Annotated in this window: 25 protein-coding genes and 1 pseudogene; 4 read left to right on the top strand and 22 right to left on the bottom strand. The window is 48.0% G+C overall.

Annotated elements, in window-relative coordinates:
* The first annotated feature begins 47 nt into the window (after positions 1-47).
* The 4 genes and pseudogenes from LBCZ_RS11665 to LBCZ_RS11680 form a co-directional block, all read left to right on the top strand.
* A complete protein-coding gene (locus LBCZ_RS11665; protein ID WP_025012547.1) occupies positions 48-1109 on the top strand; it encodes an ABC transporter permease in 1062 nt (353 codons plus the stop codon).
* A gap of 1 nt (position 1110) precedes the next feature.
* Entirely contained in the window at positions 1111-1821 is a 711-nt protein-coding gene (locus tag LBCZ_RS11670; RefSeq protein WP_025012546.1) for an ABC transporter ATP-binding protein, read from the top strand.
* A gap of 123 nt (positions 1822-1944) precedes the next feature.
* Positions 1945-2166 (top strand): P8 family protein, encoded by a 222-nt coding sequence (locus tag LBCZ_RS11675; RefSeq protein ID WP_003567496.1) that lies wholly within the window; start codon positions 1945-1947, stop codon positions 2164-2166.
* 59 nt (positions 2167-2225) lie between these two features.
* Positions 2226-2741, top strand: a pseudogene (locus tag LBCZ_RS11680) (TipAS antibiotic-recognition domain-containing protein); the annotation flags it as partial.
* A gap of 116 nt (positions 2742-2857) precedes the next feature.
* Here the strand turns inward: LBCZ_RS11680 and truA are convergent.
* From truA to rplX, 22 genes are all read right to left on the bottom strand, one after another.
* The gene (truA, locus tag LBCZ_RS11685; RefSeq protein ID WP_025012545.1) at positions 2858-3601 is read right to left on the bottom strand and encodes a tRNA pseudouridine(38-40) synthase TruA; all 744 of its coding nucleotides are present in this window, start codon (positions 3599-3601) and stop codon (positions 2858-2860) included.
* Between the two features lie 16 nt (positions 3602-3617).
* Positions 3618-4415 carry an energy-coupling factor transporter transmembrane component T family protein gene (locus tag LBCZ_RS11690; RefSeq protein ID WP_010492569.1) on the bottom strand — a complete coding sequence of 266 codons (798 nt, stop codon included), beginning with the start codon at positions 4413-4415 and terminating at the stop codon, positions 3618-3620.
* Positions 4408-5274: an energy-coupling factor ABC transporter ATP-binding protein gene (locus LBCZ_RS11695; protein WP_010492570.1), complete on the bottom strand. Its 867-nt coding sequence runs from the start codon at positions 5272-5274 to the stop codon at positions 4408-4410. The genes LBCZ_RS11690 and LBCZ_RS11695 overlap by 8 nt, the downstream gene beginning before the upstream one ends.
* Entirely contained in the window at positions 5250-6086 is an 837-nt protein-coding gene (locus LBCZ_RS11700) for an energy-coupling factor ABC transporter ATP-binding protein (RefSeq protein WP_025012544.1), read from the bottom strand. Before LBCZ_RS11700 ends, LBCZ_RS11695 begins: the two co-directional genes overlap by 25 nt.
* Before the next feature lie 169 nt (positions 6087-6255).
* Positions 6256-6882: a hypothetical protein gene (locus LBCZ_RS15940; RefSeq protein WP_070098476.1), complete on the bottom strand. Its 627-nt coding sequence runs from the start codon at positions 6880-6882 to the stop codon at positions 6256-6258.
* A 642-nt stretch (positions 6883-7524) separates the two neighbouring features.
* The gene (rplQ, locus tag LBCZ_RS11710) at positions 7525-7905 is read right to left on the bottom strand and encodes a 50S ribosomal protein L17 (protein ID WP_010492577.1); all 381 of its coding nucleotides are present in this window, start codon (positions 7903-7905) and stop codon (positions 7525-7527) included.
* Positions 7906-7928: 23 nt separating this feature from the next.
* Positions 7929-8867, bottom strand: coding sequence for a DNA-directed RNA polymerase subunit alpha (locus tag LBCZ_RS11715; protein WP_025012543.1), 939 nt, complete (start codon positions 8865-8867; stop codon positions 7929-7931).
* A 74-nt stretch (positions 8868-8941) separates the two neighbouring features.
* Complete coding sequence (rpsK, locus tag LBCZ_RS11720; RefSeq protein ID WP_003567514.1) at positions 8942-9331, bottom strand: 30S ribosomal protein S11; 390 nt, start codon at positions 9329-9331, stop codon at positions 8942-8944.
* Between the two features lie 20 nt (positions 9332-9351).
* The gene (gene rpsM, locus LBCZ_RS11725; protein WP_039639965.1) at positions 9352-9717 is read right to left on the bottom strand and encodes a 30S ribosomal protein S13; all 366 of its coding nucleotides are present in this window, start codon (positions 9715-9717) and stop codon (positions 9352-9354) included.
* Between the two features lie 33 nt (positions 9718-9750).
* Positions 9751-9867: a 50S ribosomal protein L36 gene (gene rpmJ, locus LBCZ_RS15045; protein ID WP_003567518.1), complete on the bottom strand. Its 117-nt coding sequence runs from the start codon at positions 9865-9867 to the stop codon at positions 9751-9753.
* A 27-nt stretch (positions 9868-9894) separates the two neighbouring features.
* Positions 9895-10113 (bottom strand): translation initiation factor IF-1, encoded by a 219-nt coding sequence (gene infA / locus LBCZ_RS11730; protein ID WP_003567521.1) that lies wholly within the window; start codon positions 10111-10113, stop codon positions 9895-9897.
* A 143-nt stretch (positions 10114-10256) separates the two neighbouring features.
* Positions 10257-10913 (bottom strand): adenylate kinase, encoded by a 657-nt coding sequence (locus LBCZ_RS11735; RefSeq protein WP_010492594.1) that lies wholly within the window; start codon positions 10911-10913, stop codon positions 10257-10259.
* Between the two features lie 156 nt (positions 10914-11069).
* On the bottom strand, positions 11070-12395 hold the full coding sequence (secY, locus tag LBCZ_RS11740) for a preprotein translocase subunit SecY (RefSeq protein ID WP_025012541.1): 1326 nt from the start codon (positions 12393-12395) through the stop codon (positions 11070-11072).
* Positions 12395-12835: a 50S ribosomal protein L15 gene (gene rplO, locus LBCZ_RS11745; RefSeq protein ID WP_005692118.1), complete on the bottom strand. Its 441-nt coding sequence runs from the start codon at positions 12833-12835 to the stop codon at positions 12395-12397. The genes secY and rplO overlap by 1 nt, the downstream gene beginning before the upstream one ends.
* Before the next feature lie 32 nt (positions 12836-12867).
* Complete coding sequence (rpmD, locus tag LBCZ_RS11750) at positions 12868-13053, bottom strand: 50S ribosomal protein L30 (RefSeq protein ID WP_005686735.1); 186 nt, start codon at positions 13051-13053, stop codon at positions 12868-12870.
* A gap of 11 nt (positions 13054-13064) precedes the next feature.
* The gene (gene rpsE / locus LBCZ_RS11755) at positions 13065-13568 is read right to left on the bottom strand and encodes a 30S ribosomal protein S5 (protein WP_025012540.1); all 504 of its coding nucleotides are present in this window, start codon (positions 13566-13568) and stop codon (positions 13065-13067) included.
* Between the two features lie 22 nt (positions 13569-13590).
* A complete protein-coding gene (rplR, locus tag LBCZ_RS11760) occupies positions 13591-13950 on the bottom strand; it encodes a 50S ribosomal protein L18 (protein WP_005686733.1) in 360 nt (119 codons plus the stop codon).
* 37 nt (positions 13951-13987) lie between these two features.
* Positions 13988-14518, bottom strand: coding sequence for a 50S ribosomal protein L6 (rplF, locus tag LBCZ_RS11765; protein WP_025012539.1), 531 nt, complete (start codon positions 14516-14518; stop codon positions 13988-13990).
* 30 nt (positions 14519-14548) lie between these two features.
* A complete protein-coding gene (gene rpsH, locus LBCZ_RS11770) occupies positions 14549-14947 on the bottom strand; it encodes a 30S ribosomal protein S8 (RefSeq protein ID WP_010492608.1) in 399 nt (132 codons plus the stop codon).
* A gap of 25 nt (positions 14948-14972) precedes the next feature.
* The gene (locus tag LBCZ_RS15050) at positions 14973-15158 is read right to left on the bottom strand and encodes a type Z 30S ribosomal protein S14 (protein WP_003567540.1); all 186 of its coding nucleotides are present in this window, start codon (positions 15156-15158) and stop codon (positions 14973-14975) included.
* Positions 15159-15172: 14 nt separating this feature from the next.
* A complete protein-coding gene (gene rplE / locus LBCZ_RS11775) occupies positions 15173-15715 on the bottom strand; it encodes a 50S ribosomal protein L5 (protein ID WP_025012538.1) in 543 nt (180 codons plus the stop codon).
* A 24-nt stretch (positions 15716-15739) separates the two neighbouring features.
* Entirely contained in the window at positions 15740-16051 is a 312-nt protein-coding gene (gene rplX, locus LBCZ_RS11780) for a 50S ribosomal protein L24 (RefSeq protein ID WP_010492612.1), read from the bottom strand.
* Positions 16052-16071 lie beyond the last annotated feature (20 nt).

The following is a 16071-nucleotide window of genomic DNA, read 5'->3' on the forward strand; positions in this document are numbered from 1 at the left end:
AACGAGTGCTATAATGATTTTACAAAATTCAAGTGGAGGTGATCGAAATGTTTCTTGCCATTAAAGAAATTCTACACAACAAGGCGCGCTATCTTTTAGTTGTCGTCACGTTTGTCCTCATTGCCTACCTTGTCTTCTTCTTGACGGGGCTGGCAACCGGACTGGCACGCAACAACCGCACTGCGATTGACGCCTTGCCTGGTGATTATGTGTTGATGTCCAAATACGCTAACAAAAACCTGCTGAGCTCCAGCCTGACCAAACAGCAGGTCGACAAAGTTGCTAACAAGCACACCGCCGTGCTCGGCCAGGTTTCGGTGGTCGCCGAGAATACCAGCACAGACAAGAAAGTCAATAGCAACGTTTTTGGGATTAACCTCGATGGTAAGTTGAAGCCGACTGTCACCAGTGGCCGCATGCCGAGAAACAATCATGAGGTTCTGGCCGACGATAGTGTGACCAACGAAGGTCTGCACAAAGGTGATCGCATCACACTCAATGGCAGTGACCAAAAGTACCGGATTGTCGGGTTCACGCATGATCGCCGCTTCTACACTGTACCTGTATTTTATACAACTTTGACAACTTTTCGCCAATTAAAGTATGGCCAAGCCAACGCGGCCAATGTTTCAATCGTCATCAGTAGTCGCCCGTTTAAGACAATTCCCGCCAAAACCCAACAAATTGATCGAGCGACCTTGATCAACAACATCCCTGGCTATACCGCCGAAACATCCACCTTTGCACTGATGATTGGCGCTATGATCGGGATTATGTTACTGATTATCGGCATTTTTATGTATATTTTGACGATTCAAAAAATCTCGATGTACGGCGTCATGCGAGCGCAAGGTATTCGTACCCGATCTATTATCGCTGCGTTGTTCTGGCAAATTCTGATCCTTGCCGTCATCGGGGTTGGCATTGGCGCCGGATTGCTAGGACTCACTCAGTTCATTTTGCCAAAAACGATGCCGTTCTATGCTAACACCGCACTCTTCTCAAGTATTGCCGCTGCTCTGATTGTGATGTCATTAGTCGGTGGCCTGTTCTCGCTGCGCCGCATTATTAAAGTCGACCCATTAGCTGCCATCGGAGGAGGAGAATAGCATGACCAATCTCGTTGAATTAACCCAAGTAACGAAAATATACGGCAGCGGCCGCACTGCAGTCACGGCCTTGCAACCAACCGATTTCGTTTTGAAAGCCGGTGAATTTTCCGCGATTATCGGTCCTTCAGGCTCGGGAAAAACCACGCTGCTCACCATTATCGGTAATTTGCAGCGTCCTAGTGACGGCAAGGTCATCATCAATCATCAAGACACCACACACTTTACAGAGCATCAACGAACTGACCTGCGTTTCAACACATTCGGTTTTATCCTGCAAGCCAGCAATCTGATTCCCTTTTTAACTGTCAAAGATCAGCTGGCGTTAGTCGATCGGTTCAATCACCATAAACAGCACAAAATGTCGAAAAGCGAGTTATTCGACATGCTGGGCATCACCGACCTTGCTGACAACTACCCAGCCGCTCTTTCCGGCGGCGAACGCCAGCGGGTGGCGATTGCTCGAGCGCTCTACAATGATCCGCCTATTGTCTTAGCCGATGAGCCGACCGCCAGCCTAGACACCAAGCGTGCGCTGCAAGTCGTACAACAACTCGCCGATATTGCGCACAATACCGACCGTGGCGTCATCATGATCACTCACGACACCCGATTACTCGATCCCGTCGACACCGTTTATGAAATGCGCGACGGCCACCTCAGAGCCCTTCCTAAGTCCAGCTTGGAAAAAATTCAGGAAACCGCGATTTAGTCAAAATTATTTAATTTTTAGCACTCAATTAAAAACAGTGCTAAAAATTTGCATCATTAACCGGTAAAAGGCTTATAATGAACCTGTATCAAAATTGAGTCTAAATCATGGAGGTAATTCATTATGGCATCAGTAGATCCTGAAAAGACATTGTTTCTCGATGAACCAATGAACAAGGTATTTGACTGGAGCGACAGCGAAGCACCTGTTCGTGACGCGCTGTGGGATTATTACATGGAAAAGAACAGCCGCGACACCATCAAGACCGAGGAAGAAATGAAACCAGTCCTCGACATGTCCGACGATGAAGTCAAGGCACTCGCAGAAAAGGTTCTCAAGAAGTAATCAAAAACTGAACATCATGAACCGCGAACCGCAGCCCCGGGCCGCGGTTCTTTTGGTGTAAGCGCGAACTGATCATGGCAAAACGCGATCAACCGAGTTTACTGCTGCAAACCTTGGATCAAACTTTAGAAAAGGGGGTTGAAACTTTGACTGATGATGAGAAATTCGCAGCCTTTAAAAATCGGGCAATCAATGATAATGAACAAACTTTTGGCAAAGAAGTCCGCGAACAATACGGTGAGGACATTGTGAACGCCAGTAACGAGAAATTCCGCAAAATGTCGCAAGCACAGGTGGCACAGCTCACTGCATTGCAACAAAAGATTCTAGATGAATTAAAACCCCTTGTCGGCACAACCGACTTCAACACGCCAGAAGCCAAACATCTCTTCAAGCTGCATAAACAATTTTTGCAGCTTACCTGGCCATCCAAACAATATTCACCAAAAGCCCATCGCAGCCTTGCCGCCCTGTACGTCTCAGATCCACGGTTCAGCAAATATTATGAAGATGGTACCGGCAAAAATGGTGCCGCCGAAACGCTCAACGCCATTATTCGCCACTATACACGGTAATTTGGAAAAGTTCGGCAAGCATGTCTTCTGAATGCGAAGACAGTTCATCAAACGCAATTGAAAAATCAAGCTTAACAAAAAAAGGCGGTGACACTGTGTCATCGCCTTTTTTAAGCTTAATAATAAACTTCCTTCAAGTACAATCCCGAAGCAGGCGCTGTCCCTCTTGCCTGCTGCCGGTCCTTAACTTCAAACAGCCGTTGAAAGTCATGGACTTCACGTCGGCCGTTGCCGATCTCAAGCGCCGTGGCAACCAATATCCGTACCATGTTGTACAAGAAACCATTGCCATAAAACTCAAAAATGAGTTCATTTGTCGCCGTATCTTCGCGAACCGTCGCCTCGTAAATCTTCCGGACCTTATCCTTAATCACACCGCCACTGGCAGCGAAGCTCGTAAAGTCATGTGTACCGACGAGATCCTTCAGAGCAACTTCAATTCGGGCAACATCCAGCTTATAGGGATAGTGGCCAGTATAAAGCCGATTAAACGGATTCGTATAATAGCCGCGCGCAACCCGATACATGTAACGCTTGCCTTTAGCCGAGTAGCGCGCATGAAAGTCCGCGGCGACAATTTCTGCCTTCAATATCTCGATATCTAAAGGCATCAATGAATTCATCGCCCGCAGCATTGACTCGGCAGGAATATTTCCCGGGTAATCAAAGCTAATCACCTGACCTAAAGCATGAACGCCTGAATCGGTACGCCCCGATCCGTCTACATGCACCGGCTGGCCCTTCGTCATTTTGGTCAAGGCTTTTTGCAACACGCCTTGAACCGTCCGTTGTTTTGGCTGAACCTGATAGCCGGCAAAGTTGGTGCCATCGTAAGCTAATGTCACTTTATAATGCGTCAAAAACCATGTTTCCTTTCTAATACGCCCGCAGCAAAAGCAACAACCCAGTCAAAACAGCCATCCCGCCTGCAGCAATCCAATCGCGCTGATGGTAACGTAAGATTCGATACTTCGTGCGATCATCGCCGCCTTGATAGCCACGTGCTTCCATCGCCGTGGCCAGCTCATCCGCAGTGGTAAAACTGGAAACAAACAGTGGAATCAGCAATGGTACGACAGCTTTCATCTGTTGGAAAATGTTACCTTCACCGAAATCGACGCCGCGCGCACGCTGCGCATTCATAATTTTAGTCGTCTGATCCATTAAAGTCGGGACGAAACGCAAGGCAATCTGCAAAACCAGTGCCAGTTCGGTGACCGGTACCCGAATCACGCGTAATGGTTTGAGCAAGCTTTCAACCGCATCCGCCAACGACAATGGCTGCGTGGTCAAGGTTAATAAGGTCGACATGAAAATGATCAACACAAACCGAACGAAAATAAAGGCACCATTAATCAGCCCAAGCTTCGTGATCCATAACCAGCCCCAATGCCAGTAAACCGTACCGCCACGCACAAACAGAACCTGGAGGGCAACGGTAAACAGAATCAGCCAAATCAACGGTCGCACGCCACGCAGGAAAAAGCCAATCCGAATACCGGATAGCCAGATCATGAATAAGGTGGCAACAAACATCATTAAATATGTCTGCCAGTTGTTGGCGAGAAAAACAATGCCAATATAATAGAAACTCGCCATCAGTTTAGTCCGCGGATCCAACTCATGAATCCATGAATGGCCCGGAATATACCGGCCAAGCAGAAGCTTATCCACGCTGGCCACCCCCAATCTGCGGTAACAGCTGATCAGCCAGCTCGGTCTCAGTCAACGGCTGCGGATCAAAATGGAACCCCTTTGCTGTCAACTGTTGCGCCATCTGGGCGGTTTTAGGTAGTCCCAACTGGTTGGCTTTCAACCATTCTGGATCACTGAAGATTTCCCGCGGCGTGCCCGTTTTAATCAGGCGTCCCTTTGCCATCACCCATACGGTGTCGGCATAATCAGCTACGTCGTCCATTTGGTGGGTCACAAGGACGATGGTTTGGCCTTGTTCTCGATGCAACCGTTCAAACATCGTCATCATCTCGTGGCGACCGGCCGGATCCAATCCAGCTGTGGGCTCATCCAGAACCAAGACTTCAGGCTGCATGGCCAATACTCCGGCAATGGCAACCCGCCGCATTTGCCCACCAGATAAGTCGAAAGGCGACTTTTCTAGCACATCATGTGGTAATCCAACCATGGCGACCATTTTGTCAGCCAATGCCAAAGCATCCTGTTCACTTACACCGAAATTCTGCGGACCAAACGCAATGTCTTTGGCAACGGTTTGTTCAAACAACTGGTTTTCGGCAAACTGAAACACCATGCCGACTTTTTGCCGCAATGGTTTTAAATTTTTATTATTCGTTTCGTTGGTGATCACCTTGTCACCAATCGTCACCGTACCGGATGTTGGCTTTAACAACGCATTTAAGTGCTGGAGAATCGTTGACTTCCCAGAACCTGTATGGCCAATGATCGCGGTATAACTGCCATCATGAATCGTGCCGGAAACATCTTTAATGCCATCACCGGCGAAAGGTGTACCTGCCTGATAGGTAAAGCTCACATGGTCGAATGTAATGTCCACAGGTAGTCTACCAACCTTTCATTATCCAAATATGCTTTCGGCATTGCCACCCCACGCTGAATCAAGGCATCTTTCAGCTTTTCCGAATACGGAACGTCCAATCCCAAGCGCAACAAGTCCGTACCATGGGCAAAGATGTCGCTTGGCGTTCCAATTTCGTTGATTTTACCATCGTTAAGCAAAATAATCCGATGAGCAACCGCGGCTTCGTCAATATCATGTGTAATCGACAAGACAGTCAGGTTAAGTTCGTCTTTTAACTCACGAATGACCCCTAACACTTCCTGGCGACCAGCCGGATCCAGCATTGACGTTGATTCATCCAAAATGATAATCTCCGGCCGCTGGGCAATAATCCCGGCGATTGCGACCCGCTGCTTTTGACCACCCGACAACCGCGCAGGCTCGCGATCGGCAAATGCCGTCATACCAACCCGTTTCAGTGACTCATCAACGCGTTTGACCATTTCATCACGGGGAACACCCCGATTTTCCAAACCAAATGCGACATCATCAGCCACTGTTGCACCGACAAACTGATTATCGGGATTTTGGAAAACAATGCCGACTTTGGCGCGAATATCCCAGACCGTTTCTTCACTGAGCGTCATTCCGGCAACTTCGACCGTACCCGACTCAGGCGCCAGCAACCCATTCAGATTCTTCGCCAGCGTACTTTTGCCGCTGCCATTATGCCCGATAATGGCGAGCCATTCACCCTTAGCCACATCAAAAGAAACATCCGTCAGTGCTTGATGTTTTGCCTCGGGATAAGTGTAATTCAAGTGTTGAACACGAATGACGTTGCCCACGACGACCCTTCTTCCTACGCTTTGTATACCGAACAATAATACCATATTTTACTGAGTTGTTGGGAATAAGCACTTGCAAATAGTACCTTTGCAGATAGACCTTCGCAATGAAAAGTATGGCAGAAAGTAGTCGGTTAAAATTCCTTCTTAACTACCTCAGGATCTGTACTCATAAAGGCAAAAAAAGCAACGCAAGTATCGTCAAAATCCAAGCTTCCCATTTCACTGGATCCCCATGCATCAACGTCATGCCGACGTGACTTTTGCCATTCACAATCCATAAATACGGACGCTGCATTTGCATCAAAAAGATAAAGAAGACCGCCCAAATCCACCGGCTTCCTTTTCGAAATAATCCTATGTAGGCAGACATGATTCCTGCTGGAAAAATGCATAAAAAGCTCAGCATCACGACTAAGAAAAAGCCCGCCGTTGACTTTGGAAATGTTTGAGTTGCCAGCGGATGCCACTGGGTTAGAGCAATCAAAATAAGCCACATGGAAAAAAGTGGTATCAAAGTTTTAATCAAACGTGGCGACTGTTGGCGTTTGCGATACTGTCTGCCAGTCAAGTAGCCGCAAACAATCGCAAAAATCCACACTTCGGCCAACCACGTCACGGTCACATCGCCATTGGCAGCGCGGTAAACACTTGGAACAAATGGTCCGCCGGTAATGCCAGCCGTGGGAGTCACACTGATTAGCAAAGTAACAAAGGTTAAAGACAGTATCAGCCAACAGCCGACCACTAGTAACCCGATCTGCCATCGTGCGCGTTGTTTCAACCAATTGTGCATGCCATTCACCTCCGATATTGTGCAGTATACAGGAAAAATGACGGCTGTGCTGGATTGGTAGTGACTTTTTTATTGACTGCCTGCATCTTGAATATGGACAGATCGCAGACGACCGGGCAATAAGAAAAGTGGCGGTAAAAAGGAATCGCTTCAGGTCTGGGCGATTGCTTTTTACTGCCACTTGGGTGTGGTTGTTTGGTCAGTAGGAAGTTCTATTGACGGCAGGTGTGGATTTTAGGTTTGGCTTTCTGTAACGCGCTCGCAGTCGCAGAAATCTGCGTGTAAGGACCTCAAGCCTAAATGGCCAAAACCCTATTCTTTGAGACTTGTGCTACTGAAGGCTTGGTGAAGGTTTAGCTTCCGCTTTCTATAACGCGCTCGCCAGCGCAGAAGCCTGCATGTAAGGACCCCAGACCACAATGGCCAAAACCCAGCCATTGTGGTCTGGGGCCACTTACACTCCGGCTTCTGACCGCGCTGGCTCGCGCTCACACAAAAAAATCATTTAATGATGGAGACACCGGTTGCCCGGTGCTCTCAAGCTAGACTAAGCAGGACTGGGCCTGCCACCATCGTAACGCTCCATCGATCAAATGATCAAAGTTGGTTGACCTTCAAGGGCCAGCCGGTTTTTAACTGTGTTTAGACGAGCTCAATGATAACCATTGGGGCACCGTCACCGCGACGTGGCGCAGTCTTCAAGATGCGGGTGTAACCGCCATTGCGATCTGCGTATTTTGGTGCCAGGTCACTGAACAACTTTTGCAAAGCGGACTTCACAATAACGCTGTCTTCTTGTTCCTCGACACTTGCAATTTCGTTGCGGACATAAGCTGCTGCTTGGCGGCGTGCATGTAAATCGCCACGCTTGCCCAAAGTGATCATTTTTTCAGCAGTCGAACGAACTTCCTTAGCGCGGGCTTCGGTTGTGACGATCCGTTCATTGATCAGCAGATCAGTTGTCAGATCACGCAACATTGCTTTACGCTGTGAGCTGGTCCGCCCTAATTTACGGTAACTCATGGATTGGCCTCCTTTTCGAAATTTTAGTCTTCTTTACGCAACCCTAAGCCAAGATCAGCCAACTTGTTTTTAACTTCTTCAAGTGACTTGCGGCCTAAGTTGCGCACTTTCATCATATCGGCTTCTGTTTTGTTGGTTAACTCCTGGACCGTGTTGATCCCGGCACGCTTCAAACAGTTGTAAGAACGAACCGACAAGTCAAGCTCTTCGATGGTCATCTCAAGCATCTTTTCCTTGTGTGTTTCTTCTTTTTCAACCATAATCTCGGCGTTTTTAGCCTCATCCGTCAGATTGACGAAAATATCCAGGTGTTCGGTCAGGATCTTCGCTGCTAAACTGATGGCTTCACGTGGTGAGATTGAGCCATTAGTCCAAACATCCAGCGTTAACTTGTCGAAATCATTCCGACGGCCAACACGGGTGCTTTCAACTTGATAGTTAACCCGGCTGATCGGGGTGAAAATCGAGTCGATCGGCAAAACACCGATTGGCATGTCATCAGACTTGTTCTGGTCAGCTGCCACATACCCGCGACCCTTTTTAACAGTCATACGTACATGGAAGTGCCCGCCGTCTGCAACAGTACAGATATACTGTTCAGGATTTAAGACCTCAACATCAGGATCAGTGACGATATCAGCAGCAGTTACCTTAGCCGGACCGTTGACATCAATTTCGATGTTCTTGTCTTCATCGGTATTCATCTTGAGTGCCAATTTTTTGATATTCAAAATGATTTGGGTGACATCTTCCAGCACACCATCGATTGTCGAGAACTCATGAAGTACCCCGTCAATCTGGATGCTGCTGACAGCTGCGCCCGGCAATGAAGAAAGAAGGATCCGCCGCAACGAGTTACCTAACGTAGTACCGTAGCCGCGTTCCAACGGTTCAACCACAAACTTGCCATAGTTGGTGCTGTCATCAACTTTGGTAATGTTCGGCTTTTCGAATTCGATCATCTAGTTTGTACCCCTTTCAAAACGAGAAGTGAAGATTTGTCTGCCTGACCGCCATAACGGTCGAAGGGTAACAATTAAACACGACGACGCTTTGGAGGACGAGAACCGTTATGCGGAACCGGTGTAACATCACGGATCGCAGTAACTTCAAGACCTGTTGCCTGAAGCGAACGGATTGCAGCTTCACGACCAGAGCCAGGGCCCTTAACCGCAACTTCAACCGACTTCATGCCATGTTCCATTGATTCTTTCGCAGCCGCTTCAGCTGCCATCTGCGCAGCAAACGGCGTTGACTTACGACTACCTTTAAAACCGAGTGCACCAGCAGAGGACCAAGCGATCGCATTGCCGCGAGGGTCCGTGATCATTACTAAGGTGTTGTTGAAAGTTGAGTGGATATGAGCCACGCCAGATTCAACGTTCTTGCGGACACGGCGCTTCCGCGTAGTTTTTCTACCTGCCATCGATCAATGACCTCCTTTAATTATTTTTTCTTACCTGCCATGCTTGCTTTCTTCCCTTTACGGGTGCGAGCATTGTTTTTGGTGTTTTGCCCGCGAACCGGCAAGCCACGACGATGACGGATGCCGCGATATGAACCGATTTCCATCAAACGTTTGATGTTCAGGTTCACTTCACGACGGAGATCGCCTTCAACTTTGTATGAATCCAAAGCTGCACGAATCTTGTCTTCTTGTTCTGGGGTCAGGTCATCTTGACGAACGTCTTCCGGAACACCGGCAGTCTTGAGAATCTTTTGAGCGGTTGTCTTGCCAACACCATAAATATAGGTTAAGGCAATGACGATTTGCTTACCACGTGGTAAGTCGACACCTGCGATACGAGCCATGTACAATGACACCTCCTATTGTTTTAGTTTGTATTATCCCTGACGCTGTTTATGCTTTGGGTTTGCAGAGCAGATAATCATGACCCGACCCTTACGACGGACCACTTTGCAGTGCTCGCACATCTTTTTAACAGATGGACGTACTTTCATGAGAATTTAGCCTCCTTGAGTTGGCAACTACTTGAAACGGTAGGTGATCCGGCCTTTGGTCAAATCGTATGGTGATAATTCAACCGTTACCTTGTCCCCTGGGAGAATTCGAATATAGTGCATCCGAATCTTACCGGAAACATGAGCGAGAATTTCCGCACCGTTTTCAAGTTTGACTTTGAACATCGCGTTGGGTAAGGTATCCGTCACGGTGCCTTGGATCTCAATTACATCGTCTTTTGCCACGAAGTGTTTCCTCCTAAAAATTATTGGTTCTATTAACGCGCGAAAAGGGTGAGGCCGATTGGCACTCACCGCATACCGCGATATTGTACCATAATTCTTCGACTTTGAAAACAGTCATGAGGGGCGTGCAATCGTCCAAGCACTTATTTTGCCACAGTCGCCAAAATCGCTTTGATATCGGCAAACACCTTATCGATGTCCTGGTCGCCATTAACCGTGTGCAGCAGGCCCTTCTTCTTATAGAAGTCCAATAGCGGCGTGTTCATCTCGATGTTTACTTTAAGTCGATTCTTAACCGTTGCCGGCTTGTCATCTTCACGTTGGAAAAATTCGTGACCGCCGCAACGATCACAAGTGCCGGCAACCTTTGGCGGGTTGTAGATTTTGTGATAAGTTGCTCCGCATGTCTTGCAGATAAACCGGCCAGACAAACGGTCAACCAATTTTGCAGGCGCAACATCAATGTTGATAACAGCATCTAACGGCTTCTTGAGATCAGCTGTGATCGTTTCGAGTGCCTCTGCTTGTTGAATGGTGCGCGGAAAGCCGTCAAGCATGTAACCGGCGTCGGTATCAGATTCAGCAAGACGTTCTTTGACAATGCCGTTGGTCACGGAATCCGGTACCAACTGTCCCTTATCAATAAACCCCTTTGCTTCTTTACCCAATGCCGTGCCAGCAGCCATTGCAGCTCGAAACATATCCCCAGTAGAAATATGTGCAATCGGATAAGTATCCTCAATCCGTTCTGCCTGCGTGCCTTTCCCTGCACCGGGAAGTCCCATTAAAATGAGATTCACGTTGCATCCTCCTCTAAATATACATGCCAGCGTAACAGCAAAGTTTGAATTCAGACAAAATATCTGAATCTTTTTGCTGCCAAGTGCACCGGCACGTACACTGCTTTTGCCGCGTTAGCCGATTCGAAAATCGAACCGGTTAACGTACGATTTTGTTTACTTCTTCTGATCATCCTTAACCAAATCACCACGGATAAAGCCGACATACTCACGTTTCATGAGCAAGCCGTCTAACTGCCGAACTAATTCAATCGCAGTCATGACAACAATCAGCAGGCTGGTACCGCCAAGTCCAATTGATTGTGGCAGACCCCAAATGTTAGCAGCCAGTTGCGGTAGTAAGGCAACCAAACCAAGGAATAATGCCCCGACTGTTGACAAACGCATAAGCAGTCGCGAGATATAATTCTCAGTTTCCTTACCCGGCCAAACACCGGGAATGTAGCTGCCTTGTTTGGTTAGGTTTTCTGCGACCTTTTCGGGATTGACCTGAACGAACGCATAGAAGAATGTGAACAGGATAATCAAAATCGTATAGATCGCAGTTCCGGCAGGCTTTTGCATATTGAAGATGTTGGTCATGACCTGATACCAGCCATCACTACCATGATTCTTCTGAAAAGCCATTAAAATTGTCTGCGGCGTTACAATGAAGGAACTCGCAAAAATAACCGGAATAACACCAGCAACGTTCACCTTAAGTGGCAGGTAACTATTGCTACCTGCACTGGTAACGCGGCGGGTATACTGAATTGGAATCTTGTAGTTTGCTTGTTGTACCCAAGTAACGAAAGTGATCACGATAATCACAATCACTGCCAAGGCGGCCAAGAACGCAATTCCTTTCCAGATCTCGGCGCCAGAGTATACCTGAACATTGTCCCGATATAACTCCTGAAGACCTGAAGGCAGGCGTGCAACGATCCCTGAGAAGATCAGCAGCGAAACACCATTACCAAGCCCCTTATCGGTGATTTGTTCACCCATCCAGGTCAGCAACATAGTACCGCCGGTGAGGATGATCCCGATCGTAATGTAGGTGCTAACAGACGGATTCTTGACCAAGCCCATCGAACTTAACGTTTGAAAGCCAGCTGTAATCCCAATTGCCTGAAAGAACCCAAAAATGATGGTTAGATAACGGGTGACCTGATTCAGCTTGCGCCGACCGACTTCCCCTTGCTTGCTCCACTCAACAAATTTCGGAACGATATCCATTTGCAGCAGCTGAACCACAATTTGCGCCGTAATATACGGCGAAACCCCCATCGAAAAGATGGAGTATTGCGCAAGTCCGCCACCGCTGACGGTATCCAGCAGTGAGATCAAGCCTGTCGAGCCAATTGACTGCAGCGCCTTGGCGTTAACGCCTGGCACCGCGATCAGTGTACCTAATCGATAGACCAATAAAACCGCTAAAGTGAAGAGGATCTTGTTACGGATGTCTTTAACCTTGAGCGCGTTTTTTAGGGTCCTCAGCATTAGATCACCTCAATCGAACCGCCAGCTGCTTCAACAGCAGCTTTTGCTGCGGTTGAAGCTTTTGCAACCTTAATGGTCAATTTTTTCTCAAGTTTGCCGTCTGCCAGCAACTTGACACCGTTCTTTTCGTTCTTAACAATACCAGCGTCGATCAAGGCTGCTGGCGTTACTTCGGCACCATCGTCGAAACGGTTAAGATCGGAAAGGTTAACGATTGCGTATTCTTTGCGGTTAATGTTGTTGAAACCGCGTTTAGGCATCCGCCGGAACAATGGCATCTGGCCACCTTCGAAGCCAAGACGCGTCTTGCCGCCCTGACGTGCCAATTGACCCTTTGTCCCTTTACCGGCTGTCTTACCTTGACCGCTAGAAGTACCGCGGCCCAGACGTTTGCGGGCATGACGGGAGCCGACGCTCGGCTTTAATTCGTGCAATTGCATACTCTTGGGCACCTCCTTGTCGAAATAATGTATTAATCCTTGATTTCTTCAACAGAAACCAAGTGTGAAATTTGGAAAATCGCACCGCGAGTGGCTGCGTTGTCTGGCTTAATCACCGAGCTATTTACCCGGTTTAAACCTAATTCCTTCACAATCTTACGTTGCTTAGGAAGACGGTGGGCAGCACTACGGGTCAAAGTAATCTTCAATTGAGCCATGTGTTTACCTCCTAGTCTTCAAGCGATGACGCAGAAACGCCGCGCAATTCAGCAACTTGTTCCCGAGTCCGCAATTGTGAAAGGCCGTCCATTGTTGCGCGAATCATGTTGATTGGCGTGTTCCGGCCGAGGGACTTACTGGTGATATCGGCAATGCCGGCAAGTTCCATGACGGAACGGATAACGCCACCAGCAGCAACCCCGGAACCTTCTTCAGCAGGCTTCAACAGCACTTCACCAGCGCCGAAGTGACCAATAACTTCGTGAGGAATGGTGGTTCCCACGATCGGCACTTCGATGAGGCTCTTCTTGGCTGCGTCAACAGCTTTACGGATTGCTTCAGGTACTTCTTGGGCTTTACCGGTTGCAAAGCCGACGTGACCGTTCTTGTCGCCGACAATTGCAATTGCAGCAAAACGCAGGCGCCGACCACCTTTAACAACCTTTGTAACACGGTTGATGGCAACGACCTGGTCTTCTAAGTCCAATTGGTTTGGATCGATAAATGATGCCATGTGTTGGTTATCCTCCTTTTTACTAGAATTCGAGGCCATTTTCACGTGCTGCTTCAGCTAACGCAGCAACGCGACCATGGTACAGATAACCACCACGGTCAAAGACCACAACTTTATGACCATCAGCAACAGCGCGCTTGGCAATCAATGCGCCAACCTGTGCAGCAGCGTCGGTCTTGTTTTCAGGATCTTTAATGTCCTTATCAAGAGTGGAGGCACTTGCTAGCGTCACACCCGCTACGTCATCAATTAATTGCGCGTAGATGTTTTTATTGGAACGGAAAACGTTCAAGCGTGGGCGCTCGCTCGTACCAGAAATCTTGCCTCGTACGCGGGCGTGACGCCGTTGCCGAGTCTTGTTCTTATCTGGCTTTGAAATCACAATGTTCACCTCTTGTTAAATTTGTTGAAGGTTACGACTACTTACCAGTCTTACCTTCCTTACGACGGACATGTTCGTCAACGTAACGAATCCCTTTACCCTTATAAGGTTCAGGTGCACGGACGGAACGAACAACGGCTGCGAATTGGCCAACAACCTGTTTTGAGATCCCACTGATGATGATCTGGGTGGTGCTTGGAACTTCAACAGTAATCCCTTTTGGTGCGGTCATTTCAACTGGGTGTGAGTAACCGACGTTCAAAACAAGCTTCTCGCCTTGCTTTTGGGCACGATAACCAACACCGACCAGTTTCATTTCCTTCTTGTAGCCTTCGGTAACACCGACGACCATATTGTTTAAGTTGGCACGCATGGTACCGTGGATAGCCTTATACGAATCATCAGGACGGGTGAAACTGATTTCGTCGCCTTCTTGATGCATTTCGATTTCCGGGACAAAATGACGCGTCAATTCGCCTTTAGGACCCTTAACCGTGATGTTGTCGCCATCTTTGGTGACAGTGACACCGGCTGGGACTTTAATGACTTTATAACCAATACGACTCACTTATCGGCACCTCCTTTTTGATGTAATGAATTACCAAACGTAAGCGAGTACTTCGCCGCCGACGTTCTTGGCGCGAGCTTCCTTATCGGTGATAACACCTTCGGAAGTTGAGATAATTGCAATCCCTAAGCCATTCAAAACCTTAGGAACCGCATCGCTCTTAACGTATGAGCGCAGACCCGGTTTGGAAATCCGCTTCAAGCCAGAGATAACCCGTTCATTGTTCTTACCATACTTCAAGAAAATGCGGATCATGCCTTGCTTGTCATCATCGATAACTTCGTAGTCACGGATGAACCCTTCACGTTTAAGAATCTCAGAAATGTCTTTCTTCATCTTTGATGCAGGTACGACCAAGGACTCGTGACGCACCATATTAGCGTTACGGATCCGGGTTAAGTAATCTGCGATTGGATCGGTCAAGACCATTGATTTAACCTCCTTTGTCTAGTGATTACCAGCTAGCTTTGCGCATGCCTGGAATTTGGCCGGCATGTGCTAACTCACGAAGGCAAATCCGGCAGAGTTTGAATTTACGATATACGGAATGCGGACGGCCACACCGTTGGCACCGCGTATATTCTTGGACTGCAAATTTTGCAGGCCGATTGTTTTTAGCGATCATTGACTTCTTAGCCAAGTAGCGGACCTCCCTTATTTGGCGAATGGCATCCCGACTTGCGTAAGCAATTCGAGTGCTTCTTCATCAGTATTTGCCGTTGTGACAATAACAACATCCAATCCACGAACCCGATTAACCTTATCGTAATCGATTTCTGGGAAAATCAGTTGTTCCTTAACACCCAACGTATAATTCCCGCGGCCGTCGAAGGACTTAGGGGAAATACCATGGAAGTCACGCACACGCGGCAGGGAGACATTGATCAGCTTATCTAAGAAATCATACATGCGTTCGCCGCGCAGGGTCACCTTTGCGCCGATTGGCATGCCTTCACGCAGACGGAAGCCCGCGATACTCTTCTTGGCCTTGGTGATCAGCGGATGCTGGCCAGAGATCAGTGTCAATTCATCAACAGCTTCATTCAGCAACTTAGCATTCTGGGTTGCATCACCAACACCCATGTTCAACACGATCTTTTCGATCTTAGGTGCCTGCATGGTGCTCTTATAGTTGAACTTGCTTACCAATGCAGGGGCGATTTCTTTGCTATAACGTTCTTCAAGACGATTCTCCATGAAAAAGTTTGTCCTCCTTCCCTATTATTTATCGATTGCGGTGCCAGACTTCTTAGCAATCCGCACTTTGTTGCCATCTTTAACTTCAGAACCGACCCGGGTCGGCTTGTTGGTTTCAGGATCCAGAAGCATCACGTTGGAAACGTGAATAGGTGCTTCTTTATCGATGATACCGCCTTGCGGATTGGCGTTGTTCGGCTTTTGGTGCTTTTTGATCATGTTGATGCCTTCAACGACAACTTTATCAGCGTCTTTCAGGACCTTTGTGATCTGGCCTTCTTTGCCGGCATCTTTGCCGCGCATAACCCGCACTTTGTCACCAGTTTTGAACTTCATGTATCGCACCTCCTATTTGG

The organism is Lacticaseibacillus casei DSM 20011 = JCM 1134 = ATCC 393, assembly GCF_000829055.1.
GTDB classification, from domain to species: Bacteria; Bacillota; Bacilli; order Lactobacillales; family Lactobacillaceae; genus Lacticaseibacillus; species Lacticaseibacillus casei.